Here is a 26,845-nt window from a genome sequence, read left to right on the forward strand (position 1 = left end):
GGCATTGTAGTCGGCTTGATTAAAGTAAAGCTTGATCACGATCAAAGAAGCAGTCAGAGGGGGAGTTATGCAGGCAGAGTTTTGGCACAACCGTTGGCGCAACATGGAGATTGGTTGGCATCGGAGCCGCGTTCATGACCAACTCGAGCAGTGGGGTAAAACCGCGTTGCCTGAAAAAGGGACAATTTTGGTGCCTTTGTGTGGCAAAAGCTTGGACCTCATTTGGTTGCTTGAACATGGCTATCATGTGGTTGGAGTCGAATTAAACCGCGCAGCTGTTGAGCTATTCTTCGCAGAGCATGATGTGACACCAACGATTGCCCAAAGCGGCCAGTTTACGATTTTCCAAGCACCGCAAATCGAAATTTGGGTCGGCGACTTTTTCGCACTTGAGCCTGCGATGTTGCCGCATTTTGATGGCTGGTATGATCGCGCGGCGATGGTCGCGTTGCCGGGTGAGGCGGATGACAGTGATATGCGCAGTCGGTATCAGCAGCAACTCATGCGGCTGCTTCCAGTTGGCGCAAAAGGCTTATTAATTACCATCGAATACGAGCCAGGTTTCCGTCAAGGCCCGCCCTTTTCAATCGAGAAAGACGAAGTTCTTAGCCGCTGGCAAGGTGCGGGTGAGGTGACCGATTTAGGCCCAACCACCCGCCAATGTGAACACCCTTATGCAGTGGTGCGTTATTAAACCACTTTTGAGTAACGCACCGTTTGGGTTTGGGTTGCGCTGAGATACGCATCAAAGCATGCGCAGATGCTGCGTACCCACAAGCGCCCTGATTCAGCGACTTGAATCCGCTGCCCATCGATCACCACTAATTGGTCTTCGATAAAGGGCGCTAACTTGCTTTTCGCTTCGGCAAAGTAATCCCAGAAATCGCCGAGCTGCCAGCTTTGCGCAAAAGCTTGGGTATCGATTTGGAAATGACAGATCAATTGGCTGATGAGCGCCGCACGGATGCGGTCATCACGACTTGGCAGATAGCCTTTTTCAACGGGCAGTTGGTTCTGCTCGAGGGCTTCACCGTAGGCGCGAACCTCTTTTGCATTTTGCCACATCACACCGTCAATTTGGCTTATCGAGGAAGCGCCTAAGCCTAGCATGGCATCTTGGCCATGCGTGGTATACCCTTGGAAGTTGCGTTGCAAACGGCCTTCGCGCTGAGCAATAGCGAGTTCGTCATGGGGTTTAGCAAAATGGTCCATACCAATAAATTGATAGCCTGCCTGAGTAAAGGTTTCGATGCCTAGTTGCAATAGACTTAACTTAGTGGCCGGATCCGGTAATGCCCACTCAGGAATTTTCCGCTGCGCCGCAAAGCGCTCAGGTAAATGAGCATAACTAAACAGCGAAATCCGATCAGGATTAAGTTTTAATACCGCATCGAGGGATTTTTTAAAGCGCTGTGGAGTTTGATGGGGTAAACCATAAACCAGGTCAAGATTGATCGATTCAAATCCCAAAAAGCGACTGTGTTCAACCAGCCGCGAGACCATCTCATAACTTTGAATGCGGTTAATGGTTTGCTGCACTTCTTCATCAAAATCTTGCACGCCGTAACTGACCCGATTAAAACCAAGGCTGCGCAAACATGCCAGCTTGTTTAACGAGCAGCGGCGCGGGTCAATTTCAATACTCATTTCACACTCTTCAGTCACACTGAAGTGAGTACGCACCAACCCTACTAACCTTTTTAGCTGGGCTTCATTTAAAAAAGTTGGGGTGCCACCACCGAGGTGAATCGAGGTGACTCGGTTATCCGCAGCAGGACCAGTATAGTGGGTCATCTCGAGTGCCAAGCGGGTGATATAGTCATCGCCTTTATGCTGATGGCGAGTGACAATTTTATTGCAGCCACAGTAGTAGCAGAGCTGAGCACAATAAGGAATGTGGATATACAGACTCAACTCACCCTGATGGCGATTAAGACTGGTCAGTGCTTGCTCTGCTTGGAAGTCCTCATGCAGTGATAGCGCGGTCGGATACGAGGTATAACGCGGACCATTAATATTGTATTTGGCGATTAGTTCAGGGTTCCAGAGCGGTTGTGACACGACCATTATCCTTACGTGGCAAGTTTTAATGCCGATACACTAGCGCAAAGCCACCGCTTAAATGCTGATCTGGATCAATCCTCGGGGATATGTTCAGGGCGCAGCCACAGCCAGGTGGCAACGGTGACCATGATGGCCAAAATAGTGAACTTGAGCCACAGCGGAATGGTGTCGAGAAACATCATGATGGTGGCGCCACCACTCATCATTAAGGTGGTGACGATTTTTACATTGCGACGTACCACTCCATAGCGGCGCCATTCGATAATGGGCGGGCCATATTTGGGGTGCGCCAAGAGTTTCGCTTCGAGCTTAGGCCAGCCTTTTCCGCCTGCCCAAGCCGCGACAAGCAAAAATGGTACGGTTGGCATAACGGGTAGGGCCAAGCCGACTAAACCGAGCAAAACAAAGGTGATGGCCACGCTGCGCCAGATAATCATGCGCAACAGTTCGGTCATCCAGCGGCCTCCATCAGCCCGGTGATATTATCGATGTGTACTAGCTTTTGTTCGACTCGGATAATGCTTTGGTCTTGCAGGCTCGAGAGAATTCGACTCACCGTTTCAACACTTAAGCCCAGGTAACTAGCAATATCTGCGCGAGTCATGGTCAGTCGAAATGAACTGGCAGACAAACCGCGTGCGGCAAAACGTTGGCTCAAGCTGTATAAGAAAAATGCTAAGCGTTGCGGCGCGGTTCGATTATTCAGCGTATTGACCAGTTGCTTACCATTAAACAGTTCATCACTCATCAAACGCAGCATTTGCCGACGCAAGGCGGGCAATTGCACCGCTAGGTCATCGAGCGAGTCGATAGGGATCTCGCATAGCATGGTGGTTTCAAGCGACTGCGCGAAACTGCGGTGTTGGCCCGTCGAGAGCGCATCAAAGCCGACTAAGTCACCGGGTAAGTGAAAATCGATGATTTGTTCGCGGCCATGTTCGTCAATAATATAGCTTTTCAGTGATCCGCTGCGGACGGCATAGAGCCATTTTAACGGCGCACCCGCGCGGATCAGAACATCGCGCTTATGCAAAGGTTTGTGCCGTTGAATAATCGTATCAAGTCGCTCAAGCCCTTGTGGGTCGAGGTGATGGGGCAAACAAAGTTCGCTCATACTGCAATCTTGGCAGTGGATGTGCGGGTTTTTCTCACTCATGTATCAAACCAATGCTGTGTTAATAATTTGTGCGCATCCCTAGTATACGCAGGATTTTGCCGTTGTGAAATGACTCTTATTTAGATTTAGCTAAAATACTGTCGAGTTGATTGGCAAATTGCATGCGATCGCGTTGACTCAGCGGGGGCGGCCCGCCACTTTGCACCCCACTGGCGCGCATGGTATCCATAAAATCACGAATATTCAGGCGTTGTCGAATGGTCGCGTCAGTATAGAGTTCACCGCGCGGGTTTAATGCCAAAGCCCCTTTCTCAATCACTTCCGCAGCAAGCGGAATGTCGGCGGTAATGACTAAATCGCCAGCTTCGCAGAGGCGCACAATTTCATTATCAGCAACATCAAAACCGGCGTTGACCACCTTGCTCGAGATAAACCGCGAGGGCGGCGTGCGAACTGCGCTATTGGCAATCAGGATAAGTGCGGTTTGGGTGCGCTCGGCAGCGCGAAACAGGATCTCTTTGATCACATTCGGGCAAGCATCGGCATCAACGTATATTTTCACAATAACTCCAGCTCAGCGAGGTGAGCTATTCTGTGTTGCATAGACAGATGGTATGCTCAGGGCATGAGAATCACAAGGAACAATCGATGAAGTTACTGACCTTATTGCTGGCGCCTTGGCTTATCGTGCAAGGCAAGCGCGTGCGAGCGAATACCGTCAGATTGCCCGAAGCTAAGGGGCCTCGCCACGGCGCGCAGGGGCATGGCGAGTTATTACGGGTGTTAGTGCTCGGTGATTCGGCTGCGGCAGGGGTCGGTTGCGAGTGTCAAACTGAAGCGGTCAGTGGACAATTAGCACAGGCACTTGCACAAACTTACCATGTGCAGTGGCAACTTATTGCTCAATCAAGTCTCACCTGTGCCGGGGTATTGGATTTACTCAAGCGCTCGGTTGTTGCCTTAAACGACCCGATTGATGCGGTCTTGGTGTCGGTTGGCGTGAATGATGTCACCCGACGCACGACAGTGAGCCAGTGGCGAGACGACTTAAACGCACTTAGCCGCTATCTCACTGAAACCTTTCAAGCCCGCCAAATTATCTATACCAGTTTACCGCCAATGCATGTGTTCCCGGCGCTGCCACAGCCATTACGTTGGTATTTGGGGCAACAGGCACGGCAACTGGATAAGCATTTGCAGCACCATTGTCAGACTATGACCAATGCCGTTTACTTGGATTTAAACATGCCTTTTGAGCCCCAATTTATTGCAACAGATGGCTATCACCCGTCTGCTGCGGCCGCCACAATTTGGGGTCAAGCCGCTGCCGCCTTGGTTCAGCGCGGGGGTGACCAATGCAGTGGTTAAAACAAGGGCTGATTTACCTCGTTCTGATCCTTATCGTGGTGACCATTATGGATTTGTGGCGCGGTAAAGACCTGCCCAAAGGTGTGCTGACTGAGCAAGTGTGGCAGACCACTCAAGGTGAGCAGGTGAATGTCGTCGCCCAGAGCTTTAAAGAACCTGTGATCATTTATTTTTGGGGCACTTGGTGCCCAGTCTGTAGCGTGGTCACGCCAAGTGTCGATTGGCTCGATGGTATGGCCCCTGTAGTCAGCGTTGCGATGCAATCAGGCACCGATGCGAGCCTACGCCATTATGCGGCGGAACATGGCTACACTGTGGCGATGGTCAACGATGCAAGTGGCAGTTTAGGGCAAAGTTGGGGCGTCGCAGTGACCCCCGCTTTTGCAATTGTCCGCAATGGTGAAATTGAGAGTTTTACTGCAGGTTTCACCACGCCGTTTGGACTTTATATTCGCTGGCTTTTGGCCCACTAATAAAAAGAGAGAAACCTATGTCCAGTTTAGTTTTTGAATCCTTTACGTTTGCCAATGGCCAAACCATCAAAAACCGTATCGTTAAGGCCGCGATGGAAGAAAACTTAGGCGCTGAGGGCAATATCCCCGGCGGCCAGCTCTTCACTCTTTACCAAAATTGGGCACAAGGAGGCGCGGGCCTGTTAATCACCGGCAATGTCATGGTTGATCAACTGGCGATGACTGGACCGGGTGGTGTTGCACTGGAGGCCGAGACAGAATTGCTGCCATTCGCGGAGTGGGCGCGAGCGGCGAAAGAGAACGACACTAAAGTGTGGATGCAAATTAATCATCCGGGTCGGCAAGTGTATAAGATGCTAAAAGGGCGTGCTTGGGCACCGTCGGCTGTTGCCCTTGATCTCGGTCCGCATAGCAAACTTTTTGCTGAGCCGCGGGCGATGACTGAGGCCGATATTAATGAAGTGATTGACCGCTTTGTAAAAACCGCTGAACGTGCCAAAGAGGCCGGTTTTGATGGTGTTCAGATTCATGCCGCACACGGTTATCTGTTATCGCAGTTTTTATCCCCACGGGTGAATCAGCGTACTGATGAGTGGGGTGGTTCACTCGAGAATCGTGCACGGTTGCTGCTTGCCATTGTGCGTCATGTCGTGGCACTGCGCGATGAAAGTTTTGCCGTTTCGGTGAAAATTAACTCAGCTGATTTTCAGCGCGGTGGCTTTGATATTGATGATGCTAAACAAGTGGTGAAATGGCTTGAGGAGATTGGCATTGATTTAATCGAGATGTCCGGTGGCACCTATGAAGCACCGGCCATGCAACGCCGAACTGCCGATGATCGGACGCTGTCGCGAGAAGCATATTTTCTCGAATTTGCTGCGCAAGTGGCGGCAGAAACTGAGCTTGCGGTGATGACCACAGGCGGTATAAAACGTCTTGAAGTCGCCGAGCAAGTGCTCAGCAGCGGCGTTGATCTGGTCGGGATTGCCAGTGCCCTTGCGTTCGAACCTGACCTACCTAACCAGTGGCAGACCAACCCTGCGGCGGTGGCGAATGTGCAAACCGCGGACTGGAACAACAAAACGCTCGCGAGCCTTTGCAATATGGCGCTGGCGAAGCGGCAGATGCGGCGCTATAGCAATGGCGAGCAAGGCAATATTGAGTTATCGCCAGTGGTCACGCTGCTGCTGAATCAATGGCGCATGAAACGCATGGCGAAGCAGTATAATGCGCTGATTGGCGGGTAACGCGATACCGTTAAGAATCGCTTAAGTTTTGCTCGGCATACTTCACCTTATCGTTATTAAGACATATAAGGTGAAGGCTGACAGTGACGTATCGGCAACAACTAGCGAGAACCTTTGCGCCCTTTATTTATGCGGGCGTAATCACGCTTGGACTGCTGAGCATAGCGCGACTTGGGCTCATTGCCTGGCAATGGCCTCGAGTTGAGACGCTCAGCGCAGCAGTTAATATTTTAGTTAATGGGATACGAGTTGACCTCAGTACCTTAGGGTACGTATTTGCTATCCCGGCGCTGCTCCATCCATGGTTAGTGGGAACCCGCGCCGATAAAATATGGCACGCTGTACTGAAAGTTTGGCTATTTATCGCAACGATTAGCGTGCTGTTCTTTGAGCTAGCTACCCCTGCTTTTATTTACGAATATGGGCTGCGCCCGAATCGTCTTTTTATTGAGTATCTCGAATACCCTGCCGAAGTCGGCAAAATGTTGTTGAATGGCCACTTGCTTGAAATCGTGCTGGTCTCTTTCGTGTTGGCTGGCTGCGCAAGACTGCTCTGGCGTTTTTACAGTCAATATTTAGGCCGAAGTAGTGCGCTTGAGCAAAGTCATATCTTGGCTCGGGTCAGTGGTTTTGTTGTATTGGCATTGGTGGTGACGCTCATGGCGCGCGGTACCGTAGGGCACCGGCCACTGAATCCAGCCCTAGTCTATTTCTCCACCGACCCACTGGTTAACTCTTTGACACTCAATTCAATTTACAGTGTGGCGCATGCCTACAAGCAAATGGGGGATGAGAAAAATGCGGCTAAACTCTACGGGCAGATGCCTGAAGAACAAGTGATCGAGCTGGTTCGAAGCTCTACTCGGCAGCCACTTGAAGCATTTCAACATCCTACTTTGCCGACTTACCATGCGCGTTCACCTCTGTACCAAGGTCGACCAAAGAACTTAGTGATCGTGCTTGAAGAAAGTTTGGGAGCACAATTTGTTGGCTCTCTTGGTGGTTTACCCTTGACCCCCGAGTTTGATCGCATTCAGCAACAAGGTTGGTCGTTTAAACGGCTTTATGCGACCGGCACGCGCTCCGTCCGCGGTATCGAGGCGGTAATTACTGGCTTTACCCCTACGCCATCGCGTGCAGTGGTGAAACTTGATAAATCCCAACAAGGTTTTTTCACTCTTGCCGCTTTGTTACAGCAGCAGGGCTATGAAACCCAATTCATCTATGGTGGAGAAAGCCATTTTGACAATATGAAGAGCTTCTTTTTAGGCAACGGATTCACTGATGTGGTTGATTTTGCCGATATCGAGAACCCAGACTTTGTCGCCTCTTGGGGCGCAAGCGATGGTGATTTGTTTCGCCAGGCAGATCGTGAGCTAAGCCAATTACATCAACAAGGTAAGCCGTTTTTTAGTTTTATTTTCACCTCCAGTAACCACGATCCATTTGAGATCCCAACTGGGGTGATTGAGCCAATTGAGTACACTGACGAGCAGCTGGCGCAATATGATGAAAATGAACTGCGGCGGCATCAGGCAATCCAGTATGCTGATGCAGCTTTGGGAGATTTCATCGCGACCGCAAAAAACCGTGATTACTGGGATGATACGATCTTTTTGCTGGTCGCAGACCATGATGCCAAGGTGTTTGGGCGTGATTTAGTGCCAATTGATAACTTTCATATCCCCGGGGTGATTTTAAATGCCGATGTTCCGCCTCGCCAAGACCCGCGGATTGTGAGCCAAATTGACCTTGCGCCCACCTTGTTATCATTGATGGGAGTCGAGAATCGTTCACCTATGCTCGGTCATGACTTAAACGATTCCGCGGCAGGAGGCCGTGCATTGATGCAGTACGCCAATAACTTCGCCTATATGGTTGAAGACGAGGTTACAATTTTACAGCCGGGCAAGCCGCCAAGCTTTTTCTTCTATGATTACGACAGTGGCACCCTGAGCCCGAAACAGCCGAATTTAGGCCTTGCCGATACCGCTCTTGCGATTCAGCTGTGGGGCAGTATGGCTTACGAGCGCGGTTGGTATGGTACCGAGTAAGCAGCGATCAAACACTCTGCCCACAGACCCAGCCGCTCGACCATGCCCATTGGAAGTTGTAGCCGCCTAGCCAACCGGTGACGTCGACGACTTCACCGATAAAATATAAGCCTGGCTGGCGCTTACTTTCCATGGTTTTTGAGCTGAGTTCATCGGTGTCGACTCCACCAAGAGTGACTTCTGCGGTGCGATAGCCCTCGGTGCCATTTGGTCTGAGCGACCAGGCATTAAGTTGCGCAGCGACCTCATCGAACCGGTTATTGCTGCAATCCGCAAGGTTCGCATTGGGCCATTGGTGGATCTCGCTCAAGCTGGTGACTAAGCGCTTGGGCAACCATTCTTGCAGGGCACTGTGCAAACCAAGCTTAGGCCGTTGCTGACGGAGTTCTCTTAATGCACTGGCGACATTCGTTTGCGGCAATAAATTTATTGCCACGGCTTCACCTGGTAGCCAATACGACGAAATTTGCAAAATTGCCGGACCGCTCACACCACGATGAGTAAATAGCATCGCTTCTTTAAAATGCGCGCGGGCATTACTTGCCTCCACATCTACCGATAACCCCGAAATTTCAGCAAAGACTTCTTTCTCTTGCGGTTGCAAGGTAAAAGGCACTAATCCAGCACGCACCGGCAGCACGGTATGGCCAAACTGCTCGGCCAGTTGATAGCCAAGTGGTGTTGCCCCGAGTTTTGGCATCGATAGCCCACCGCAGGCGACGACCAATTTGCTCGCGCTATAGGTGCCGGCAGAGGTGGTCACATGGTAGTTCTGTTGCTGGGAATCAACCGCTAACACCTCAGTTCGTAATTGAACTTTGGCACCGGCTTGCTGACACTCTTGTAGCAGCATCCGCACAATATCTTTTGCCGAGTCATCACAAAATAATTGGCCCAGTGTTTTTTCGTGGTACGCAATGCCATGCTTTTGCACCAGCGCGATAAAGTCCCACTGGGTGTAGCGGCTGAGTGCTGACTTACAGAAGTGCGGGTTTTGCGAGAGATAATTCTCAGGGCTGGCATACATATTGGTGAAATTGCAGCGCCCGCCACCCGAAATCAGAATCTTTTTACCGGCTTGTTTGGCGTGATCGAGCACCAGCACCGACTTGCCCCGATAGCCTGCAGTGGCCGCGCAGTGTAGACCTGCCGCACCGGCCCCAATCACAATTACATCATAGTGGGCCATGCCAAGATGCCCTCAAATAAATGTCAAAACGGTGCTTTTTACTTTTCACTTGTGCATCAGGTTCAACCCCGGCCAAGAACTCTGCGTGATTTGGCCGCTTCACCACCACCCGATGCTGGGCGAGCGCACGGGCCGGTTCAAGTAGCGCATCGGCATCAAGATCGGCGCCGACCAGGTGTTGAAACATCTGCATATCTTTTTTGACCGCGGCTTTGTGTTTGCGATCGCCTTTTGGGTACATAGGGTCAAGATAAACCACATCGATCGGCTGCCGTGGTTGGTAATCGCCCGATAGGCAATGGTCGCCAGCGAAATACAGTCGTTCAGCCAGCTTTGGGTCATCGCGTTGTAAGCGTTGCAGCGCATCTTTAAGCAGTGCTTGCACGGTCGCTTGGCGCTCGTTGAGACCGACCGTTGCGCCCAAGCGTGCGAGCACGAGCGCATCCCGACCGAGTCCAGCTGTGCCATCAAGAATGTGCGGATGTTTAAGCTTGGCCATACCGCAGGCCCGGGCAATGGCTTCATCTTTCACTTGAGCATGCAGTGCGCGATAGGCATTTGCGCCCTCACAAAAGTCGATCACCAAGGGGTGCATTTCTGGGTGCGCATGCCACTGCAGACCAAGCCCGTGTTCAGTCTCGACTAGACTAAACTCACTGCTCATGCAGGGCGCTCCATATCGACATGGGGGATATCATCTTCAAGGTATTCGGCGCTGATTTCGACAAAGCCAAAGCTTTGATAAAAGCGGCGCAAATAAACTTGTGCGCCCAGCCGAATAGGGGTGTTTGGAGCGGCTTGTTCGCACCAAGCAATCGCTCGCCGCATCAGCTCTTGGCCAAGCCCTTGGCCACGCACTTTGCCCGCGCTAATTACTCGCCCGATGCGGGCATAAGGGGTTGCTGTAGTTGGCATAAACAAGCGCGCGTAGGCAACCATATCGCCTTCGTCGTCTGTAGCCCAAAGGTGCATGGCCTGCTGGTCTAAGCCATCGGCATCGAGATAAGGGCAGGTTTGCTCGACCACAAACACTTCCTGACGCAATTTAAGAAGGGCATAGAGCTGCTCTAAGGTCAGTTTGTTAAATGGTTTGATTTCCCAGATCATAGCGCTTTTTTCTGTAATTTATCGGTAATATCGATGACGTTCGAGGCATTTGGCGTGTAAAGCGCCAAGACTTCGGCGACCTTGCCACGGCTTGAGCCCTTTTGACTGATAAAGCGCGTCACTTGCAGTTTATGAATGTCGGCATCGCGATATAGCACGCGGGTTAGGTCGGTATCGTGATTGCTAATCAACACCGGGATGCCGCGCTTATGCGCTGCGTGTGCTGCGCGCCGCGCCAATTCATGCTGATGCTCAAGGTTAAAGCCGCCACTGGCATAACTGGTAAAGTTGGCCGTGGTCGTCAGCGGTGCATAGGGCGGATCACAATAAATCACATCACCCTGTCGCGCCCGGCGAAAAACTTTTTCGAAGCTCATACAGGTAAAGGTGGCGCGCTTGGCTTTCTCGGCAAAGGCCTCTATTTCAGCCTGCGGAAAATAAGGGCGCTTGTACTGACCGAAGGGGACGTTAAAGGCACCGCTTTGGTTATAGCGACACAAGCCGTTGTAGCCATGTCGATTAAGATATAAAAACAGCACCGCACGCTCGTAACTATCATGACTTTGGTTAAACCGTTTGCGCAGCGCGTAATAGGCATCAGCGTGGTTGTTGCGCGCTGAGAACAAGCCCATGGCGTCGTCAATAAAGGTCTTAGGGCGGCGTTTGACGGCTTTAAACAGGCCAATCAGATCAGGGTTCACATCATTGAGCACATAGCGCTCATAATCGGTATTTAAAAATACCGAGCCAGCGCCAACAAAGGGTTCAATTAAGGTGCGGCCGGGGGGCAACAAGCTCCGAATCGGGTCGACTAAACTGTATTTACCGCCTGCCCATTTCAGAAAGGCGCGTTGCTTGTTCATGCTATGACTCAACTTCGCTTGCGTGGATTGCTTGCGCAATCAGGGACCAGTCGCTTTCGCTGCGAACTTCGGCCTGACCGATAGCGGTGGGCAGAATAAAGCGTATCTGTCCTGCTTTGACTTTTTTATCACGTTGCATCAGCTGCTGCCACTGCGCTAGGTCGAGCTTAGGCGCGCGAGTTGGCAGCTTGAATGCTTGCAACAATTGCTCGATACGCTCGACCGCCTGTTGTGGAAGCTCACCTTTAAGCTGCATTAAGCGCGCAGCAATCACCATACCGACTGCAACGGCTTCACCATGGTGCCAACTATGGTGGTCGTTGCGCTGATGAAAAGCGGTCTCAATGGCATGGCCAAAGGTGTGGCCTAGGTTGAGCAGCGCCCGTCGCCCTTGTTCGCGTTCATCTTCAGCAACGATTTCCGCTTTGATCTCACAGCTGCGCCTAATAGCGTAGGTCAGTGCAGTCGTATCGCGGGCAAGCAGCGCCGCTTGATTTTGCTCCAGCCAGGAGAAAAAGTCGGCATCAGCGATGATTCCGTATTTCACTACTTCAGCGAGCCCGCAACTGAGTTCGCGATTGGCCAGTGTGGTAAGGCATTGAGTATCGATTAATACGGTCTGCGGTTGGTAAAACGCACCGACAAGGTTTTTGCCGCCTTGTAAGTTAATTGCCGTTTTGCCGCCTACTGAGCTATCTACCTGTGCAAGTAGAGTGGTTGGGATTTGATAGAAATCGACGCCACGTTGGTAACTTGCCGCAATAAATCCGGCTAAGTCGCCAACGACACCGCCACCGAGCGCAACGACCGCACAATCACGATTAAACCCTAAGCTACAGAGTCGTTCGAGTGCTTGTTCAAACCACTCCATCGATTTGGCGTGTTCGCCATCTGGCACTTCAAATACTTCGATCTGATGCGCAGCTAAGGCGCGTTGGAGTGGTTGTAAATAATGAGCGGCAACCGTGGCGTTGGTCAGCACAAATACTTGCTTCGGTAAGGCGCTGTGTTGATGTGGGTTATGCAGTAGGGTTGCGGCTTGGTCTAAAATACCGGCGCCAATATGAATGGGATAGCTGCGCTCATTTAACCCGACAAGCAAGGTCTGCAGTGAGGTGGTCATGAGCGCTCCTTTAGCTAGTGAGCTGTAGCCTCCTACAGCCCGATTTTTTCAATAATTTCATCGACCACGACTTTCGCGCCCTGGTCATCGGTGTGAACCGTCACATCGGCAATCTCTTCGTACAAAGGATTACGCTCTTCAGCAAGATTTTCAAGCACTTCACGCGGATTATCTGCTTCGGCAATCAGTGGTCGACGTTTATCACGCTGGGTGCGCGCCACTTGCTTGTCGATAGTGGTTTGCAGGTAAACAACAATCCCGCGGGCTGAGAGGCGATTACGGCTCTCTTTGCTGAGGATCGAACCACCGCCGGTGGCAAGCACGATACCGCTTAATTCGGTCAACTCTTCGATGACTTTCTCTTCACGAGCACGGAAGCCTTCTTCTCCCTCGAGCTCGAATACCCACGCAATATCTGCACCGGTACGGCGTTCGATTTCAGCATCAGTATCGTAGAATTCGAGATGGAGTTGGCGTGCTAATTGACGCCCGATGGTGCTTTTGCCTGCCCCCATGGGGCCAACTAAGAAAATATTACGTTTTTCAGCCATGTTGTTGCTTACATCACTCGTTAAAATAGCTGTGACTCACGGAATCCGGAGTGTCTTTTGACCTTCCTTAAACCAACCAATAAAAAAGTGGGCGGATTATCGCAAGTCACAACTTTTTAAGCAAGAACTAAGGCATTTCTGTCACGATTCGAGGTGTAACAAAAATCAACAATTCGCGTTTTTCGTTAATTTGGCTCTCATTACGGAACAATACCCCCACATAGGGAATATCACCTAGCAGCGGAACTTTCGAAATATCGTTCAGAATTTGCTGTTGATAAATTCCGCCAAGCACAATCGTTTCGCCGTTTTCAACCAAGACTTGGGTGCCAATTTCTTGGGTATCGATCGACACTGCCGGGCCAGTTGGCGTAGAAACGGTATCCCCTCGGGTATTCTGGGTGATCACCAAATCCAAGATAACGCGATTATCAGGAGTGATTTGTGGTGTGACCTCGAGCCCCAACACCGCTTTTTTGAACTGCACCGAGGTTGCTCCAGAAGAGGCACTCTCAACATACGGGATCTCAGTCCCCTGCTCGATATAAGCCGACTTTTGGTTGGCCGTGGTAATCCGTGGACTGGCAATGATTTCACCTTTGTTCTCGCGCTCTAGAGCCGAAAGTTCAAGGTCAAGTAAGCGGCCATCGGAGAGTTTGGCAACTTGGAATCCGAACGTGGCCGCCGGGTTCGCAATCGGTAAGTTGACGTTATAGAAACCACTGGTATCGGTCCCCGTCCCTGCCGGTACAATCCCATCTGGAGCGACTTCAGGATTGCTCAAGCCCCACATGATCCCCAGTTCATCACTGATATTATCGCGCACAGTCACCATCCGTGCTTCAATAATGACCTGTTTTACGGGCACATCAAGCGCACGCACCATTTGTTCGACAATCTCGATTTGCCGTTCAGTATCACGAACCAACAAGGTATTGGTGCGGTCATCGACGGTTACAGCGCCGCGTGACGACAATAGGTCTGAACTATCGGTCCGTAAGATCCCTGCAATTTCACTCGCTTTTGCATAGTTTACTTGAATATAAGCACTGGTTAGTGGAGCAAGCTCTGCCAAACGCTGCGACGCTTCAAGTTGCGCCGCTTCACGGTCGGCGAGTTCATCCGATGGCGCCACAATCAAAATATTGCCGTCAATTCGCTTATCTAAACCACGAACGCGCAAGATAGTGGCTAAGGCGCGCTCCCACGGAACATTTTCAAGGCGCAGGGTGATATTGCCGGTGACAGATTCACTTGCGACGAGGTTGAGGTTGTTCTCGTCGGCAAGAATTTGCAGTAACTGGCGTACTGGCACGTCCTGGAAATTGAGCGAGATCGGCTGGCTATCGTTTGCGCCAGCTTGCTCTGCCATTAAGGCGGCACGGTCACGTAACGTCAGTACCAGTTGCTCGCCAACTTGCTCGAGCTGATGCACGAATGGAGCTTTACCGCGCAAGACAATACGGACGTCATCTTGTTCACGGAAGGTCTCAATATTGGCGATTGGCGTCGCAAATTGGCTAACGTCTAAGACGTACAAAAGATCGTCCGGCAAGGTGACGTCATATAGGGTCAACTCGAGGCTTTCACCACGCGCTTGCACTTGGTGCTCAACCTGGTCAGAAACTGCGATACTTAAACGACCGCTATCGTCCAAGCCCCGCATAAAGTTAATATCCGTTACCTGAGTAGAAAAGTTAGCGACAGGCTGCGCAGAGCGAGTGGTCACTTGGGCAACTTGTTCTGGCTCAACAGCGGCGGTTGGCTGCTTTGCAGGCTCTTGCGCTGGTGCTTGGCGAGGTGCTGCTTGAGCTGTTTTGGCGTTAGCTAGATCCGCGGCGACGAAAACCAAAACCATCACCTTATCAGAGCGACTCAGTAGGTGTTCGACCGGCTGCTTCGTCCGCACTTGCACCAGTAAGTCTTCACGCTGACGCTCGATGGAAACAGAATCCAGCAGTGGGTGACGACCTACATCTAGGGTACCTTCGGCATAATCGCTGGCCGTGCCTAACAACAAAAATTCATGCACCAGCGGGTCGCTACTACGACGCACAACCGGCGCATCAACCCGCTGACTGAAGTGTGCTTCGAGATTAAAGCGCTTGTCGCTTAAACCAATTTGTTCAACCCGCTGCAGTTGGTTTGCCGCAACCGATAATGGCAGTAATACAGTCACAACCATTAGGATTCGATAAATAAACTTCATTATTCTGAACTCCCTTGCGCAGTCAGCAGGTTAATCTTGGTTTCGCGGCGTTGCCAGCAGCCATCGCCAGTCGATATCCACTCATTAAGGACAATTTGATCAGGCGAAATCGCGATGACTTCACCTTGGTCGATGCCAATGTAGTCGCCGCGCTTGACGCGATAAAGGCGACCCTCATTTGAAATCAATAGGGCGAGATAGCCATCATCGCCGTTACGAATCGTGCCCGAGAACGTCAGTTGGTCTAGAGCAAAGCTCTCGAGTGGATGCCGAACTCTGCGCACATTGGGCTGTGGACAGCTTGCCGCACTTATCGTTTGGGTTTGCGCTCGCATCGCGGTTTGAATAAATGGGTCGCGTGCCTGCTTACCACTGTAGCTGACGCGCTCTAATTCTGGGATTTCTGGCGCAGGAGGTAACGGCGGCGCGGGCAGTTGTTGCACCTCTGCAGTGTAGGCTTGTAAGTCGCTTAAGTTCGCTTGGCTACAGCCACCGAGTAATAATCCGATCGTTGCTATCAGCACAAACTTCAAAGGCTTCATGGTTGCGCCCTCAAGGTCTGTTGTTGATAGGTTTCCGCATTCAAGTTGAGGGTCAAATTATCCCCCATCGAATTGAAGCGGAGAGTGAAGTTGGTCACGCTAACGATGCGGTGTAAGCTCGCGATATCACCGATAAATTGGCCAATTTGGTGATAATCTCCTTTCAACTCGATGCGCATCGGTAGTGCGGTATAGAAATCGCGCGATTCAGCGGGGAGCCATTCGATCCGATCAAAGCGCAAGCCAACTTTAGTGCCCACCAAGGTAATATCATCGAGCAACTTTGGTGTTTCATCGGTGTTTGGCAGCATGGCTAATAGGGTTTCGAGGTCTGTATTAAGCTGTTCAAGCTGCTCACGATACTTCGGTAAATTGACCGCGGTAAGGTATTTACTGCGATATTCATCTTTAAGTGTCGATTCCTGCGCAACAGCTTTTTGATAGGCCGTCCATTGGTCAGCGATAATAAAATAATAGCCACCGACCATCACTGCGATGGCAATAATTGCGTGGGCGATTAGCCGAAATGGTCGAGGCCAGAACGGCAAGTCGTTAATATCAAGTTCTTTCAGTTGGTCTGCGGAGAAACTCATGGATTTGCCTCCTCTACAACTTCAACCAGGGTAACTGATAGCACAAACTTGCTGTTGCGTTCATTGCGCTCGGCGGCCTTATCTGCAACGACCTGGCGTAACTCAGGGTTTTCAAACAACGGCGATGCGCGCAGTGCACGAAGAAACTCTGCGACCGCTTGGTTGGAGACGGTACTTCCTCCGATGACCAGCATGTCATCACGCTTCTCGACATTTTCAAGGGCGACACCACTGGGGGTGCGTTCAGCGAGCTCATTCAGAATACGAATCGCAGTGTTGCGATCTTGGTGCAGCGACTGGATCAGCTTCATGCGATTCAAAATCTCTGCTTTTTTCTGGTTAATACGCTGAATTTCCGCAATTTTGCCATCCATAATGGTAATTTGGTCTTGCAGATATTTATTCCGCGTTTGCTGCGCCTGCTTCAGGTTATCCACCACGACATAACTCAACGAAACGGCGATCAAAGCGATGACAACCGCCACCCCAGCTTGAATTCCGAAGCGTTTTTTCGCGCGTTGTTCTGCCATCTCGCGCCATGGCAATAGATTTACGTGTGCCATGGAGTAAAGCTCCGCAGTGCGAGACCTAATGCTTCAACGAAGCGGGGGCCGTGTGGATGGAGATGCGCTGAACTCTCTGGCAGCTCAAAATGATCAAACGGGTTCAATGGCAGAACAGGGTACTGCACATTGCTCTTAAGCGTCTCTAGCACGGCTGGGACCATGGCTCCGCTATTCACCACCACCATTGCCGCAAAACCCGCCTCGAGTAGATTATTTTTGTAAAGCTGCACCCCACGACTTATTTGCGTCCACAAGCCGCTTAAGTAATCCGCGATAAATAACTCTGGGAAACCATCAAGCTCATTGGCTCGAAACTTCGCAAACAACTCGCTGTGCGAGATGCTTTTGTCTTCGTCCAGGCCATTAAATAGCCGCTCGAGTCCTTCCGATTGATAGCGGGTATAACTAATTTCACCCTGTTCGACAATCATCATGTGCAAACCGGTCACGCTCAAATCGATGATCAGCAGAGGTTGTTCATTATCGACCAAGTCTGGGGCGAGATGAGGCAGCAAGTGATTACAAGCGCGGAGAATAGCTTGCGTATCCACATCCATGATTTTCACCTCAAAACCACCTTGCTCAAGTGCTTCAACTCGCGTGTCGACTGTGACCGTGCGGGTTGCGGTCACGAGCACGCGCTGTTGACCGGCAAGGCTTGGATGGGGTCCGAGACTTTCAAAGTCGTAACGAACTTCGTTGATCGGGAAGGGAATCAAGGCTTCAGCTTCTGCTTCAATTTTCTCAGCGATGGCCTCATCGTCGAGATCTGCTGAGACCGCAATTTGTTTTGAGATCGCTTGATTGCCCGATACCGCTGCGACGACTTGTTTGGATTTGCTGCCGAGCTTTTTCCGCAACTTTTCGAGTTGCTTACCAAGGCGCTCCACATCAGTAATGTCGTCTTCGGTGATCAGGTTTTCTGGCAATTGCAGCTCGGCCAACTGACTGATGGTGTAGCTCTCACCATGCGCAGTCAGCTCTAGCGCTTTGATGGTGTCGACCGATAGATCAACACCAAGGCCGGGCGCCTTACCCAGACCAAACAACCCCATAATGCTCTCCCAAATTCTGTTTTTGGCATGATATTCATATCATAATATGCCGAACGTCATATTACGCTGAAATGTAAGGATAGTGCAAAGGTCTTTACTCGATGGCTTTGACTTCCACAATACACTTCATGATTTCGACCATATCTGCGTATAATATGAACTTATTAGAGGCAACTGGCAAGGCTCGCGGACAAGGGGCAAAGCGTTGAAATTACTGAAACGAGTGCTATGGGTGACAGGCGTCGTCGGAGTTCTAGGACTGCTGACGGTCGTGATCCTGTATTTCATCATGAAAGATGACCTGCCAACTGTCGAAGAAATTCGCGATGTTCGGCTGCAAACGCCGATGCAGGTGTACTCTGCTGATGGCGAGTTGATTGCCCAATTTGGTGAAATTCGACGTATTCCGCTGCGCTTAGAAGAAATACCGCAACCGTTGATTGATGCATTTCTGGCAACCGAAGACCAACGCTTTTACGATCATTTCGGCATTGACCCTATTGGCGTTGCGCGCGCTTTATTTTTACTCGTCAGCTCGGGTGAGATTCAAGGTGGTGGCAGTACCATCACCCAGCAGTTGGCCCGAAACGTGTTCTTGACGCTTGATCAGACCTTTACCCGTAAAGTCAAAGAAGCCTTTATTTCGCTGCGACTTGAAGCTGCGCTGAGCAAAGATGAAATTCTCGAGTTGTACCTCAATAAAATTACCTTTGGTAATCGTGCTTACGGTGTAGGCGCTGCTGCGCAGGTTTACTACGGTAAAAACATTGACGAGCTAACCCTTGGCCAAATGGCCATGATCGCTGGACTCCCGAAAGCGCCCTCGACCATGAACCCGATTTCAAATCCTGAGCGGGCGCGAGAGCGTCGGGCCGTCGTACTTGGGCGGATGCTGGCTGAGAACTTTATCACCGAGACACAATATCGTACGGCACTCGCTGAACCTGTGAAAACCCGCTACCACGGTCCGGAAGTGACCATGAGCGCGCCTTATTTGGCCGAGATGGTACGCAGCCGCATGGTGGAAATGTATGGCGAAGATCGCGCCTATAACAGTGGCTTTAAAGTCTATACAACCGCGAGTGCAACCCAACAACGCGCTGCCCAGCGGGCTCTGCAAGACAATCTGCATGAATATGATGAGCGTCATGGCTACCGTGGTCCTGAAGCCGTGTTGTGGGAGCCTGATGCGACCCCCTTGAGTCGGGAAGAAATCATTGCTCGACTCGCGCAGGAGCTAAGTATTGGTCAGACAGAGCCGGTCGCGGTACTTGCCGTCGCTGAGCAAAGTATCACCGTGCTGCGCGATGACGGCAGCGAGATAGAGATAGGTTGGCCGGGTTTACGTTGGGCTCGCGCTTATCTTAATCACGAGCGCCAAGGTCCAGCGCCGAAAACTGCCGCAGAGATCGTCGCTGTGGGCCAACAAGTTCGGGTGCGTGAAACGGCCCGCGGCTGGCGTCTTGCTCAGATCCCTGAGCCAGGTGCTGCGATTGTGGCCTTGCGTCCTGAGGATGGCGCGATTGCTGCTGCAGTGGGCGGGTATAGTTTCCGTCTAAGCCAATACAACCGTGCGATTCAGGCGGAGCGCCAAGCTGGCTCGAACATTAAACCCTTTATTTATTCTGCCGCCTTAGAGAACGATTTTACCCTAGCCACCCTGGTAAACGACGCACCGATTAACCAATGGAATCCGGGCAGTGGTATTGCTTGGCGTCCGCGTAACTCCCCTGATGTTTACGAGGGACCTATTCGGGTTCGCGAGGCGCTGGCAAAATCGAAAAACGTGGTGTCGGTGCGATTAATTCGGGCTTTAGGGGTAAACAAGGCCGTCGAATATCTCACTCGTTTTGGTTTTGATTACGATACCTTACCGCGCAACGAATCGCTCAGTCTTGGCTCGGCCTCGATGACGCCACTACAAGTCGCGCGAGGTTATGCGGTCTTTGCTAATGGCGGTTTCCTAGTCCAGCCTTACTTTATCGATCGGATTGAGAACAGCGAAGGCGAGGTGGTATTCCGGGAGATTCCAACGGTGGTCTGTGCCAGTTGCGATCATGGCGGGCGTGAGGTGGTGCAAGCACCGCAAGTGATCACTGAGCAAAACGCCTTTTTGGTGACCGAAGCAATGAAGTCGGCGGTCTGGGGTGGCGGCAGCTGGGCCCATCGTACCGGATGGAATGGCACCGCGTGGCGGATTCAGCGCTCAGGACCGATTACCCGTAAAGCGGGGCGCGAAGTGGTCGGTAAAACCGGAACCACCAATGACGTCAAAGACACCTGGTTTTCGGGCTATGTTAGTGGTTTAGTCACCACCGCCTGGGTGGGCTTTGACAATCTTGAGCGCGAGCTTGGTCGCACCACCATGAACGAGAATCTAAGCAGTGCTGAGCAACCGATAAGTGGGGTTGAAGCCGGTGCGAAAACCGCCTTGCCGATGTGGATCAAGTTCATGGAAGAGGCGATTGCAGAAGTGGAAACGGCACCATTTGAAGTGCCGCCAGGTTTGGTTTCTGCGCGCATCGATGTGGAGACCGGGAAACTGAGTCGCAAGAGCGATCACACTACCCGCTTTGAGTATTTCTTGCCGGGTACTGCGCCGACTGAGTACGCCGAAGAAAAATCGACGCCGAATATCTTCGGCGACGATGATTCGATCTTCTAACTGTCTTTATGTGATAGGCGGCTGAGGAGCTGATTCAAATCAGATTGGACGCCGCCTGCAGTTACTTCTTTACCTGCCCCCGGGCCACTAATGACCAGCGGCATTTCGTGATACCAGTCGGTATAAATCACGAAAATATTTTCGCCGGGGATCAAATTCGCGAGCATATCGCCCTCTGGGATATACTCAATTCCGACCCGCGCCCGCACCGACTCATCATCTTGCCGAGCGAAACTCGCTAACAGGCGTGGGACCTTACCCGTGCGCTGGGCATCTTCATATAAAGCGGCCATGTCGGTATCAATTTCGTCTAGGCGTTGCATGAACTCATCAAGTGGTAACTCGCTTAGATGTTCAGGCAGTAGGCTTTCGACATCAATATCCTGCCAATCCAGTTTGAGACCAATCTCGCGCGCTAAAATCAGCATCTTGCGGACAATATCCTGACACGATAAGTCTTCGCGTGGGTCCGGTTCGGTCAGACCGCGCTGCTTGGCGTCGCGGACTAAATCACTAAACTTCACCTCTGGAGTGAAATTTTCAAACAGCCAGCTCATGGTACCTGAGAAGATCCCCGAGATGCTCCGAATCTCATCCCCCGAGTTGCGTAAATCATTCAAGGCATAGTTCAGCGGTAAGCCGGCTCCCACTGTGGTGTTGTAGTACCACTCCCGCTTATATTCGTGCTGAATCGTCCGAATCTCGTTGTATTGACCTTCTTCGGCTGAGCCACCGCGCTTGTTGGCACTGATGATGTGGACGCCGTTAGCAAAGAAACTCGGATATAACTGAGCAACGGCTACGGCATCGGTCAAATCGAGCATCACCAGCTCATCATAAGGGGCGTTCGCTAGCTCTGGGATCAATTTACTCAGCTCATACGGCCGTGCTAACTGCTCAAAGCTCTGCTCCCAGTCGGTTAATTCAAGTCCAGCGTAATCGAACCACATCCGTTTGGAATTCAAAATACCGATGATGCGGACATCCATTTGTTCGTTGATTCGCTCGCGTAAGCGGCGGAATAATGCCAGCCAGGCCGAGCCAATGTTGCCGCGCCCGACCACCAATACGCCAAGGCTCCGGCGGTAATTGAAGAGCTGACTATGGACTCGGTTGAGCAGGCCGTTATCGAGTTTCTGTTCGAGGATTGCGACCGCTGAATTTTGCTCCGGTGCCACACTAAAGTGGCGCAGAGTTTGGGTTTTCAATTCCTCTGCAAAGGTCTGATAGTGCGCGCACTCTTTAATACGATGGCCCACCAGTGCAATCATCGAATAACCCGACAGCGGGGTAATGGCATCGCGATCAGCTGGCTCCAACTGCTCTAGCCAGCGCTCCATATAATCCAAATGGTTCTGGTGGTAAGCATAAAAGGCATGCTGTTGCGGAATTTCATTCCAACTAATGAGCGGCGTGAGTTCCAGTGCCTCGATTTGCTCCACCAAATGAGCATTATTCATATCAACCCGGAATAAGACCACTTCACCAAGCCCCGTGAGGACTTTACCTTGTGGCTCGGCATCGCTGTATTGACCAATTCGGGTTTGTTGATTCTCAACTTTTAAACTAGAACGAACCGCAATCACCATACGCTCGCGATTGACCGGTTGGAAGGTGCGTGGGTGCAATACCGGGCTACCAAGCCGAGCAAGCTCCTCGGCTTCTTGCCAATCGAGACTGGCTAAACTTGAAACCCGTTTCACTTTGCGCGGATCTGCTGAGTAGACCCCGGCTACGTCTTTCCAAATGGTGACCTGCTTGGCATCGATTAAGCTACCGATCAGCGTGGCTGAGTAGTCACTACCGTTGCGTCCTAAAATTAATGAATTGCCATCCGGATCGGCACAAATAAAGCCGGTCACCACAAAGCGGGTACCCGCACGTGGAGCAATGATCTCGAGCAAGGCGCGACGCGAACTATCAACGCGAATATGCGGTTCGGGTGCATCGTCAGCGGTTAAAAAGGTGCGCGCATCGATGTAGTCCGCTTGAAAGCCCTGTTGCTGCAATAACGCAGAGAGCAGTCGCGCCGACCATAATTCACCATAGGACAGCAGTTCCGCGCGGCGTTCGATGATTTCCTTGCCATCAAGCCAAGCTTGCCAGCGCGCGAAGTCGTGATTGGACTGCGCGAGTATCTCGGCGCACCGATCACCGGTGAGTAAGTCTTCAATCAGGCCTTGCTGGTATTTTTTTAATTGGTTCAGCAACACCTGTGCAATTCCGGTCCCGTCGCCGGTTGCCTGTGCTTGCTGGTGAGCATCAATAATGGCCAAAATACGGTTGGTAGTATCGCCCGCTGCAGACACCACCACCAAGTCGCTGGCGCCGCCATATTCAGTGACAATCCGAGCCACCCGACGATAACAAAAACCATCAGCAAGACTGCTGCCGCCAAACTTATGCACTTGAACTTGGTCAGCTACGATTTGAATCTGCTCGGCGCTAGGCGCGGTGCTTGATGCCATGATGCGTTGGCGTTCCTTCTACTAGGTCAAGAATGTGACAAATACCGCTGATTATAGAGTCGCGCGGGCAATGAATAAAGCAGACTGACAGATTCTTCACAAAAAAGACGTATAGATAGCTAAAAGTTGACTGTCACCACCAGCACAGTACAATCCATTACAACAGCTGCGGGTATTCGCTTAACGAGTCTAACAACGGGGTGGAGCATGAAGTGGAATGGTGATTATATTTATCCCTATGTGGAGCATGGGCAGAAAAGCGAACATGTGAAAAAAATCACTGTCTCGATTCCAACTCGAGTGCTGAAAGTGCTCACCGACGAGCGTACTCGTCGGCAAGTGAAGAACCTTCGTCACGCTACCAACAGCGAATTGCTTTGCGAGGCCTTCTTGCATGCGTTTACCGGACAGCCACTGCCAACCGATGATGACCTGCGCAAGGATAACCCAGAGCGGATTCCGTTAGCGGTGCGAGAAGAGCTCGAGCGGCGTGGTTTGCCATTACCCGAGCTCGATCCAGATACTGACGAGTTATAGCCGATACTCGAGCGCTACTTCGTCACAGTTGTGCTTACGTGGACATAACTCGCAATCTTTCATGACTTTTTCCGGTAGCTTATCTTTCGAGGTGAGCTTGAATTTCAGCTTCTCGAAAAAGTCCGGCACGCGGGTTAACGCGATCACGCGCTGAATTTCTAACTCGCGCGCTTTCCACAAAAGCCAAGCCACCAGTTCTGCGCCAAGGCCTTTCCCTTGTGCGGCCGGGAACAAGCCCAGTGAACGAATTTCTGCTAGCCCAGTAGAATAGACATACAAGGCTGCACAACCCATCACTTGGTCATTGATTTCCGCCACCGCAAAGGTGTGAATGGCCTGCATGATATCTTCGCGAGATCGCGGCAAGTTCTCGCCTTTTTCCGCCCAATACGTCGTTAATTCGACGATTTTGTCGACATCAGATAGGCGCGCTTGGCGGATATGCTTGCTTGCAGCTTCAGCCGCGTGGAGCCAATCTTTAGCGTGCTTCAAAGTTACTTTAACTGCTGCCGGAGCAGTACCGCCCTGAGCGCAGCGCTGATTCAGGCCGTAGCTTAAATCCAACCATGCGTAAACGTCATCGCTAATCACCGCACTGATGTGTTGTAGCTCAGTCAACGGCATTTGCTCGAGCGGGAGTTGTTGTTGCTGAGCTTTCACCACCGCAACGCCGGTTAGATGATGCGCATCGCGAAATGGAATCCCCTTACTGACGAGATAATCAGCCAATTCAGTCGCATTGCTATAACCGAGCGCCGCTTGTTTCGCGGCATGCTCGCGCTGCACGGTGACTTCAGGAATGGCAAACGCCAACATGCTTAGACACTGCAAATAGGTCTGCAAGGCATCAAATAGGCCCTCTTTGTCCTCTTGCATATCTTTGTTGTACGCCAGTGGTAGCCCTTTTAAAGTCATCTGCAGGGCATGCTGATGGCCAATCACTCGCCCTGCTTTACCGCGCAGCAATTCAAATAGGTCAGGGTTTTTCTTTTGTGGCATCAGGCTCGAGCCGCTACTGATGCGGTCGCTCATGCTGAAACAACCTGATTCGCCCGAGCAATAAAAGATCAAGTCTTCGGCAATACGCGATAGATGGACCATCCCGGTTGCTGCAACATTGAGTAAATCCAGTGCAAAATCGCGATCTGAAACCCCATCAAGGCTATTGTCATTGGCATGTCGAAAGCCCAGTTCGTGTGCTAAAGCCTCGCGATTAAGCGCAGCTGTGGTACCCGCTAGAGCGCCACTGCCGAGCGGGCAAATATCGATCCGGCGAATCGCTTCGCGCAAGCGGATGACATCACGCTGCAACATCTGCACATAGGCCAGCGCCCAATGCCCAGCAGTAATCGGCTGGGCCCGCTGCAAGTGGGTGTAGCCCGGTAACATGGCATCGTAATACTGCTCGGCAAAGCCGACCAAGGCCTCGATTGCGGCTAAGTTTGCCGCCAAGATTTGCTCGGCTTGCTTCTTGCAATACAGACGCAAGTCAGTCGCGACCAAATCATTGCGGCTGCGTCCGGTGTGCAATTTCTTGGCGGTATCCCCGATTTTCTCGATCAGCTGGGCTTCCACCCAGCTGTGAATATCTTCCGCATCGGTACTCAATGGCAGTTCAGGATTTGCCTGAACTGCTTGTTGCAACTCCGCGAGTGCGCGTTGCAGTGCGGCATTTTCATCTTGGCTCAATAACTCTGCTTGATGCAGCGCATTGGCCCACGCCCGTGAAGCCTGCAGATCATAGGGTGCGAGCACATAATCAAACCGCAATGAGTCGTTAAAGTGTTTGAACTCAGCCGCGCTGGGTTCACTGAAACGGCCACCCCACAAGCTCATGACTGTTCTCCGGCTTGCTGGTGTAAGGCACGGATCCGACTCGCAAGACTATAAAGGCGAATAAAGCCTTCGGCATGTTGCTGGTTATACACCTCATCTTCATCAAAGGTCGCAAATGCACTTGAGTACAAACTATTCGGTGAACGCTTCTGGGTCACCGTAACGGTCCCTTTATAGAGCTTCACCACCACATCGCCAGTAAGCGGTTCAGCAATGCTTTCGGCCGCCGCCAGCATGGCGTGGCGGAGTGGAGTGAACCAACGCCCGTCGTACATGAGCTGAGCAAACTCATGACCTAAGCGGATCCGATAATCCAGTACTGAGCGATCTAATACGAGACTTTCAAGTCCTTGCAATGCCGCCATCAACACCGCTCCTGCTGGAGTTTCGTAACAGCCCCGTGATTTCATTCCGACCAAGCGGTTTTCGACCATATCCAAACGCCCCACACCATGCGCACCAGCGACGTGATTAAGGTGTTCAATCGCCGCAACCGGCGCATAAGGGGTGCCATCAATAGCGGTCAGCTCACCGTTAGCGAAACTCAGCATCAGGTTTTGCGCTTGATCTGGCGCTTGCTCAGGATCAGTGGTCCAGGTCCAAACTTGCGCCGAAGGTGGATTCCACGGGTCTTCAAGCTCGCCACCTTCGGTCGAAATATGCCACAAATTCGCATCACGACTGTAAATTTTGGTGATCGAAGCAGAGCACGGAATGTTGCGCTCAGTTAAATAGGCCAGCAATTCAGGCCGTGAGCGCATGCTCCACTCCCGCCATGGGGCGATGACCGTTAACTCAGGCGCAAGTGCGGCAAACGCTGACTCGAAGCGAACTTGGTCGTTACCCTTACCGGTACAGCCATGGGCGAGCGCATCGGCACCGACTTTTTTCGCAACTTCGACTTGCGCCTCAGCAATCAGTGGTCGTGCTAAGGCCGTCCCAAGTAGATACTGGCCCTCGTAAATTGCGCCGGTTTTCAAGGTGGGATAAATGACTTCCTTGGCAAAGCGCTCTTTCAAATCAACGATATGGCAACTGCTCGCGCCAGAGGCAATCGCTTTCGCTTCAACGCCTTCGAGCTCTGCTTCCCCTTGGCCTACGTCGGCCACAAAGGCGACCACTTCACAGTCATAATTTTCTTTTAACCACGGCACAATCGCGGAGGTATCTAAGCCACCAGAATAGGCGAGGACAACTTTTTTAACAGACGATTTCATG

At 51.6% G+C, this 26,845-nt stretch carries 25 protein-coding genes; 7 read left to right on the top strand and 18 right to left on the bottom strand.

Features of this window, described 5'->3' with window-relative positions:
* Window positions 1–67 precede the first annotated feature (67 nt).
* Entirely contained in the window at window positions 68–694 is a 627-nt protein-coding gene (locus CWI83_RS06870; protein ID WP_126827485.1) for a class I SAM-dependent methyltransferase, read from the top strand.
* Here CWI83_RS06870 and hemN read toward each other — a convergent pair.
* The 4 genes from hemN to CWI83_RS06890 form a co-directional block, all read right to left on the bottom strand.
* Window positions 691–2,067, bottom strand: coding sequence for an oxygen-independent coproporphyrinogen III oxidase (hemN, locus tag CWI83_RS06875; RefSeq protein ID WP_198677262.1), 1,377 nt, complete (start codon window positions 2,065–2,067; stop codon window positions 691–693). The two genes, CWI83_RS06870 and hemN, sit on opposite strands and share 4 nt — an antisense overlap.
* A gap of 68 nt (window positions 2,068–2,135) precedes the next feature.
* The gene (locus CWI83_RS06880; RefSeq protein ID WP_126827488.1) at window positions 2,136–2,519 is read right to left on the bottom strand and encodes a YbaN family protein; all 384 of its coding nucleotides are present in this window, start codon (window positions 2,517–2,519) and stop codon (window positions 2,136–2,138) included.
* Entirely contained in the window at window positions 2,516–3,220 is a 705-nt protein-coding gene (gene fnr, locus CWI83_RS06885; protein WP_126827490.1) for a fumarate/nitrate reduction transcriptional regulator Fnr, read from the bottom strand. The genes CWI83_RS06880 and fnr overlap by 4 nt, the downstream gene beginning before the upstream one ends.
* 76 nt (window positions 3,221–3,296) lie before the next feature.
* Window positions 3,297–3,743, bottom strand: a complete 447-nt coding sequence (locus tag CWI83_RS06890) for a YaiI/YqxD family protein (protein ID WP_126827492.1) — start codon at window positions 3,741–3,743, stop codon at window positions 3,297–3,299.
* A gap of 86 nt (window positions 3,744–3,829) precedes the next feature.
* Between CWI83_RS06890 and CWI83_RS06895 the strand changes: the two genes are divergently transcribed.
* The 4 genes from CWI83_RS06895 (at window position 3,830) to CWI83_RS06910 (ending at window position 8,323) form a co-directional block, all read left to right on the top strand.
* Window positions 3,830–4,549, top strand: a complete 720-nt coding sequence (locus tag CWI83_RS06895; protein WP_157980378.1) for an SGNH/GDSL hydrolase family protein — start codon at window positions 3,830–3,832, stop codon at window positions 4,547–4,549.
* A complete protein-coding gene (locus CWI83_RS06900; RefSeq protein WP_126827496.1) occupies window positions 4,537–5,022 on the top strand; it encodes a protein disulfide oxidoreductase in 486 nt (161 codons plus the stop codon). Before CWI83_RS06895 ends, CWI83_RS06900 begins: the two co-directional genes overlap by 13 nt.
* A gap of 17 nt (window positions 5,023–5,039) precedes the next feature.
* Window positions 5,040–6,269, top strand: a complete 1,230-nt coding sequence (locus CWI83_RS06905; protein WP_126827498.1) for an NADH:flavin oxidoreductase/NADH oxidase family protein — start codon at window positions 5,040–5,042, stop codon at window positions 6,267–6,269.
* 482 nt (window positions 6,270–6,751) lie between these two features.
* Window positions 6,752–8,323: an LTA synthase family protein gene (locus CWI83_RS06910; RefSeq protein WP_126827890.1), complete on the top strand. Its 1,572-nt coding sequence runs from the start codon at window positions 6,752–6,754 to the stop codon at window positions 8,321–8,323.
* 7 nt (window positions 8,324–8,330) lie between these two features.
* On the opposite strand, the gene CWI83_RS06915 is transcribed toward CWI83_RS06910, so the two are convergent.
* The 11 genes from CWI83_RS06915 to pilM form a co-directional block, all read right to left on the bottom strand.
* Window positions 8,331–9,512, bottom strand: coding sequence for a BaiN/RdsA family NAD(P)/FAD-dependent oxidoreductase (locus tag CWI83_RS06915; protein WP_126827500.1), 1,182 nt, complete (start codon window positions 9,510–9,512; stop codon window positions 8,331–8,333).
* The gene (locus CWI83_RS06920) at window positions 9,499–10,176 is read right to left on the bottom strand and encodes a class I SAM-dependent methyltransferase (RefSeq protein WP_126827502.1); all 678 of its coding nucleotides are present in this window, start codon (window positions 10,174–10,176) and stop codon (window positions 9,499–9,501) included. The genes CWI83_RS06915 and CWI83_RS06920 overlap by 14 nt, the downstream gene beginning before the upstream one ends.
* Window positions 10,173–10,619, bottom strand: a complete 447-nt coding sequence (locus CWI83_RS06925) for a GNAT family N-acetyltransferase (protein ID WP_126827503.1) — start codon at window positions 10,617–10,619, stop codon at window positions 10,173–10,175. Before CWI83_RS06925 ends, CWI83_RS06920 begins: the two co-directional genes overlap by 4 nt.
* Window positions 10,616–11,482, bottom strand: a complete 867-nt coding sequence (locus tag CWI83_RS06930; RefSeq protein ID WP_126827505.1) for a Dam family site-specific DNA-(adenine-N6)-methyltransferase — start codon at window positions 11,480–11,482, stop codon at window positions 10,616–10,618. Before CWI83_RS06930 ends, CWI83_RS06925 begins: the two co-directional genes overlap by 4 nt.
* Window position 11,483: 1 nt before the next feature.
* Window positions 11,484–12,593, bottom strand: a complete 1,110-nt coding sequence (gene aroB / locus CWI83_RS06935) for a 3-dehydroquinate synthase (protein WP_126827892.1) — start codon at window positions 12,591–12,593, stop codon at window positions 11,484–11,486.
* 44 nt (window positions 12,594–12,637) lie between these two features.
* Window positions 12,638–13,156, bottom strand: coding sequence for a shikimate kinase AroK (gene aroK / locus CWI83_RS06940; RefSeq protein WP_126827507.1), 519 nt, complete (start codon window positions 13,154–13,156; stop codon window positions 12,638–12,640).
* Between the two features lie 127 nt (window positions 13,157–13,283).
* Window positions 13,284–15,365, bottom strand: coding sequence for a type IV pilus secretin PilQ (locus CWI83_RS06945; protein WP_241969903.1), 2,082 nt, complete (start codon window positions 15,363–15,365; stop codon window positions 13,284–13,286).
* Window positions 15,365–15,907, bottom strand: a complete 543-nt coding sequence (locus CWI83_RS06950) for a pilus assembly protein PilP (protein WP_126827509.1) — start codon at window positions 15,905–15,907, stop codon at window positions 15,365–15,367. Before CWI83_RS06950 ends, CWI83_RS06945 begins: the two co-directional genes overlap by 1 nt.
* Window positions 15,904–16,500, bottom strand: coding sequence for a type IV pilus inner membrane component PilO (locus tag CWI83_RS06955; RefSeq protein WP_126827511.1), 597 nt, complete (start codon window positions 16,498–16,500; stop codon window positions 15,904–15,906). Before CWI83_RS06955 ends, CWI83_RS06950 begins: the two co-directional genes overlap by 4 nt.
* A complete protein-coding gene (locus CWI83_RS06960; RefSeq protein ID WP_126827513.1) occupies window positions 16,497–17,063 on the bottom strand; it encodes a PilN domain-containing protein in 567 nt (188 codons plus the stop codon). The genes CWI83_RS06955 and CWI83_RS06960 overlap by 4 nt, the downstream gene beginning before the upstream one ends.
* Window positions 17,051–18,121: a type IV pilus biogenesis protein PilM gene (pilM, locus tag CWI83_RS06965; protein ID WP_126827515.1), complete on the bottom strand. Its 1,071-nt coding sequence runs from the start codon at window positions 18,119–18,121 to the stop codon at window positions 17,051–17,053. The genes CWI83_RS06960 and pilM overlap by 13 nt, the downstream gene beginning before the upstream one ends.
* A gap of 205 nt (window positions 18,122–18,326) precedes the next feature.
* Between pilM and CWI83_RS06970 the strand changes: the two genes are divergently transcribed.
* Window positions 18,327–20,786, top strand: coding sequence for a penicillin-binding protein 1A (locus CWI83_RS06970; RefSeq protein WP_126827517.1), 2,460 nt, complete (start codon window positions 18,327–18,329; stop codon window positions 20,784–20,786).
* On the opposite strand, the gene metL is transcribed toward CWI83_RS06970, so the two are convergent.
* Window positions 20,783–23,254: a bifunctional aspartate kinase/homoserine dehydrogenase II gene (metL, locus tag CWI83_RS06975; RefSeq protein WP_126827519.1), complete on the bottom strand. Its 2,472-nt coding sequence runs from the start codon at window positions 23,252–23,254 to the stop codon at window positions 20,783–20,785. The two genes, CWI83_RS06970 and metL, sit on opposite strands and share 4 nt — an antisense overlap.
* A gap of 207 nt (window positions 23,255–23,461) precedes the next feature.
* On the opposite strand from metL, the gene metJ reads away from it, so the two are divergent.
* Complete coding sequence (gene metJ / locus CWI83_RS06980) at window positions 23,462–23,791, top strand: met regulon transcriptional regulator MetJ (RefSeq protein WP_126827521.1); 330 nt, start codon at window positions 23,462–23,464, stop codon at window positions 23,789–23,791.
* Here the strand turns inward: metJ and argH are convergent.
* Window positions 23,786–25,627, bottom strand: a complete 1,842-nt coding sequence (argH, locus tag CWI83_RS06985; RefSeq protein ID WP_126827523.1) for an argininosuccinate lyase — start codon at window positions 25,625–25,627, stop codon at window positions 23,786–23,788. The two genes, metJ and argH, sit on opposite strands and share 6 nt — an antisense overlap.
* Window positions 25,624–26,844, bottom strand: a complete 1,221-nt coding sequence (locus tag CWI83_RS06990; protein WP_126827525.1) for an argininosuccinate synthase — start codon at window positions 26,842–26,844, stop codon at window positions 25,624–25,626. Before CWI83_RS06990 ends, argH begins: the two co-directional genes overlap by 4 nt.
* Window position 26,845 lies beyond the last annotated feature (1 nt).

The organism is Pseudidiomarina taiwanensis (genome assembly GCF_003987435.1).
GTDB classification, from domain to species: Bacteria; Pseudomonadota; Gammaproteobacteria; order Enterobacterales; family Alteromonadaceae; genus Pseudidiomarina; species Pseudidiomarina taiwanensis.